Origin of the sequence: Streptomyces sp. NPDC059582 (assembly GCF_042735715.1) — a bacterium.
GTDB lineage: Bacteria > Actinomycetota > Actinomycetes > Streptomycetales > Streptomycetaceae > Streptomyces.
Genome location: NZ_JBHWCC010000116.1, coordinates 1 through 3558 on the forward strand (window position 1 = coordinate 1; position 3558 = coordinate 3558).

Annotated in this window: 4 protein-coding genes; 2 read left to right on the forward strand and 2 right to left on the reverse strand. The window is 72.6% G+C overall.

What is annotated here, in order from left to right:
• Window positions 1-645: cbb3-type cytochrome c oxidase subunit I (locus tag ACFV0T_RS42065; RefSeq protein WP_385790826.1), on the forward strand; the 645-nt coding region annotated here is incomplete at its 5' end.
• Window positions 642-1010, forward strand: coding sequence for a hypothetical protein (locus ACFV0T_RS42070; RefSeq protein WP_385790828.1), 369 nt, complete (start codon window positions 642-644; stop codon window positions 1008-1010). The genes ACFV0T_RS42065 and ACFV0T_RS42070, both read left to right, overlap by 4 nt.
• A gap of 285 nt (window positions 1011-1295) precedes the next feature.
• Here ACFV0T_RS42070 and ACFV0T_RS42075 read toward each other — a convergent pair whose 3' ends face one another.
• Window positions 1296-2774: an oxidoreductase gene (locus tag ACFV0T_RS42075; RefSeq protein ID WP_385790830.1), complete on the reverse strand. Its 1479-nt coding sequence runs from the start codon at window positions 2772-2774 to the stop codon at window positions 1296-1298.
• A gap of 9 nt (window positions 2775-2783) precedes the next feature.
• Window positions 2784-3443, reverse strand: a complete 660-nt coding sequence (locus ACFV0T_RS42080) for a TetR/AcrR family transcriptional regulator (RefSeq protein ID WP_385790831.1) — start codon at window positions 3441-3443, stop codon at window positions 2784-2786.
• Window positions 3444-3558 lie beyond the last annotated feature (115 nt).

The following is a 3558-nucleotide window of genomic DNA, read 5'->3' on the forward strand; positions in this document are numbered from 1 at the left end:
ACGATGTGGAAGGGGTCCTTGAGTTTCGAGACCCCGATGCTGTGGGCGACGGGCTTCCTGATCACCTTCGTCTTCGGTGGTCTGACCGGCGTCATGCTGGCCTCGCCGCCCATCGACTTCCACGTCTCGGACTCCTACTTCGTGGTGGCGCACTTCCACTACGTCGTCTTCGGCACGGTCGTCTTCGCGATGTTCGCCGGCTTCCACTTCTGGTGGCCGAAGTTCACCGGCAAGATGCTCGACGAGCGCCTCGGCAAGATCACCTTCTGGACGCTGTTCATCGGCTTCCACGGCACCTTCCTGGTCCAGCACTGGCTGGGCGCGAACGGGATGCAGCGGCGGATCCCCGACTATCTGGCGGTGGAGGGCCTGACGGTCCTCAACACCGTGTCGACCGTCTTCTCGTTCGTCCTCGGACTGTCCCTGCTCCCCTTCTTCTACAACGTCTGGAGGACCGCCAGGTACGGCAGGCCGGTGACCGACGACGACCCGTGGGGCTACGGCCGTTCGCTGGAGTGGGCGACGACCTGCCCGCCGCCGCGGCACAACTTCCTCACCCTGCCGCGGATCCGCAGCGAATCCCCGGCGTTCGACCTGCACCACCCCGAAGTACCGACCACCGAGCGGGAGTTGACGGCCCGATGACCGCCATGGACGACCGCCCCCTGGACACCCGGGCGCTGCTGAACGAGATCGAGGGCCATCTGCTCCTCGCCGCCGCGCACGAGGAGGCGCGCACGGCCGCCGCCCGCTTCACCGCCCGGCTCGACTGGCTGACGTCCGGGCAGCGGGAGGACGCCGAGCGGCACTTCGAGGCGGAGTACCTCGCGCTGGCCCGCGGCTCGTGGCAGCGTACGGCCGAGCGCGCCGCCCAGCTGCGGAGCGAGTACGAGCAGGCGTACCGCGGGCTGCGCAGCCGGCTGCTCGCCTGCTGCCTGCTGGGAGGCGCGCTGCTCCTGGCCGCGGGTCTGACATCCCTGACCTGGGCCGGGGCCTGGTGGGACCGCTAGGGCCGGCCGGTCCGCCGTCGCAGGACCACAGTTCGGCCTGGGTTCCGTCGGCGATCGTGCTGTCGCGGCCGTCGAGGCAGCGGCAGAACTGCCTGCCGACGGCGAGGGCGCCGTCGGCGCCCGGCAGCGGCTGGTCCGGCATGCCGAACGAGGACCGAATCTCCGCATCCGTCGGCGCGTCGCAAGCAGGGCCGCGGGGGGTGTGAGTCAACGGATGCGGCAAGCGTGAAGTCGCCTTTCCGCAGGGATCGTCGGCGCCTGCGGACGGAACGCCGCCGAGCCGGGTCAGTTCTTGTTCAGGGTGCGGGAGATGCCCGCGAGGACCGCCGTCGTCAGGATCCAGCCCGCCGCGATGAGCGCGTACGCCAGCCACGCGGCCGCCCCTCCCGGCCAGTACCACGCGGTGCGCTGGCCGAGGCCGCCGATGGGGATCAGGAGGTCGAGGGTGTAGACGAAGGCGTTGAACGGGGGGACCTGGCCGGGCTCGGTGGGTTTCGGGGTGCGGGTGAGGAAGACCGCGGTGCCGATCAGCGCGAGCGCCGCGAGCCACACGCCCGCCAGCCAGGGGCGGTATCCGTAGCCGACGGTGGCGTCGAGCAGGAGTCCCCACCCACGGGCGGGCCCGTCCAGGTGCTTCCTGCGGTGGCGCTGCCTGGCCAGCAGGACCCGACGGGCCTCGTCGTCGTGGCCGATCTGCCGGTACCAGGAGGCCAGTTGCTCGTAGGGCTGCGAGGCGTAGCCCGGATTCCGCCGGATCCACGTCACCCGGTGCGCCGCGGAGGCCGTCCGGGAGCCGTCCTCGTCGTCCAGGGAGCCGTAGGTGAAACCCTGCAACCGCACGACGTCCGGCCAGACCCCGTCCCGGTCGCGCAGGGCCGCGGTGCGGGCGCCCCGGAGGTCGACCGGGCCGGACGGCGGCCCGGCGGGGGTGAAGACCAGCAGGCCCGTGCGCATCCGGGTGCAGTCCAGCGTGGTGCCCGGGGCGTCGAGGACGGCGCCGTCGAAGCTCAGCCGGTCCGGTATCTCGGCTCCGCGCAGACTGATCGTCCCCTGGGCGGTGAACCCGTCGGACAGCGCCAGCGTCCGCACCGTCGCGCTGTCGGCCAGAAGCGCGTCGCCGTCGGGGTGGTCGACCCGCGCCCCCTCCAGGTGGAGCCCGCCGGCCAACTGCGCCCCGGGGAGCCGGATGCCGCCGCGCACGACGGTTCCACGGCAGAAGACCCCGCCCTCCGCGACGAGTCCGCCGGCGAACAGGGCCCAGTCACCGGGGTGCGAGAGGACCGCCCGGGTGAGGATCAGCTCGCCCGCGATCCGGGCGTTGTTCAGGGTCAGCCTGCCGTCGACGACGGTGCCCCTCAGCAGGACACGGCCCTCCACCCGGGCCATCCCCAGGTCGACTCCCGGGATCCGGCTGTCCTCGATCTCGACCGTACGGGTCGCGGCTCCGCTGAGGTTCAGGCTCCGCTCGAACCAGCAGCGCTCGAACCACAGCCCGTGCCCGATCTCCGCTCCACCGAGGTCGACGCACCCGCTGACGCGGGCGCCCCGCAGCCGCAGGGCGGGCGCGGTCCCCGGCGGGCCCGGGTGCGCGCCGAGCAGCAGCGCGGTCACCACCGTGCCGCGGATCGTCCGCTCCGGTCCCCAGCCGTCCCCGTGCTCGGGGGCGTCCTGTGCTCCGCCCGTACCGAGGTCCACGGGGCGGCCGGTGGGATACGCGTCCCACAACTCGCGTTCCGCCGGATTCAGTTCCTCGTAGACATGCACGCGCGAAGGCTAACCCGCCGGGCTGTGCCCGACCGGCCGCAGGATGCCCACCAGTTGCCGGACCAGTTCGTCGACCACCTCGTCCAGGGTGGCCTTCACCCACCCCGCGTTCCAGTCGTGCAGCAGCCCGTTGACGCTGCCGATGAAGGCCGTCGCGGCGAGCCGGTAGTCACGCGGGTCCGCCTCCCCGCGGGCCGCGGCGGCCGTCGCCTCGGCGCACAGGAGGTCGACCCAGCGGGTCCGGCGGGACAGGCGCTGCTCCTCCAGGCGGGCGCTGATGCCGATGACCTCGACGAAGGTGATGCGGATGCGGCGCGGGTCGGCGGTGACGTTCGCGGCGTAGGCGCGGAAGATCGCGGTGGCCCGTTCGGCGAGGGGGAAACCCTCGGCTCCGGCGACGGCGGTCCGGACGGCTTCCTCCGCCCAGTCGTTGACCTGGAGGTGCAGTGCGGCCAGGACGTCCTCCAGGGTGCGGAACTCCTCGTAGAACTGGCGGGTGGACAGCCCGGCGGCCTCGCAGAGCGCCGAGACGGTCGTGGCGCGGTAGCCGGGGACGCCGCCGAACAGTCCGAGTGCGGCGTCCAGGAATCTGTCCCGCCGCTCGGCCTGCCGTTCCTCGGCGGACCTGCCGCCGTACCGGCCGGTCGGCGCCTTGAGCCTGCCCGCCACTGAGCCTCCCTCACCGAACCCGACTTTCGGTCAATTTTGTCGTGCACGCAGTCTCGCCGCACCCACCGGGTCGCGGCGACCCGATTCCGCTCCGGGCCGCCGCGTCGTGGTGCGG

Coding starts and splice junctions, on each gene's coding strand:
- ACFV0T_RS42070 (WP_385790828.1), top strand. CDS start 642: ATGACCGCCATGGACGACCGCCCCCTGGACACCCGGGCGCTGCTGAAC.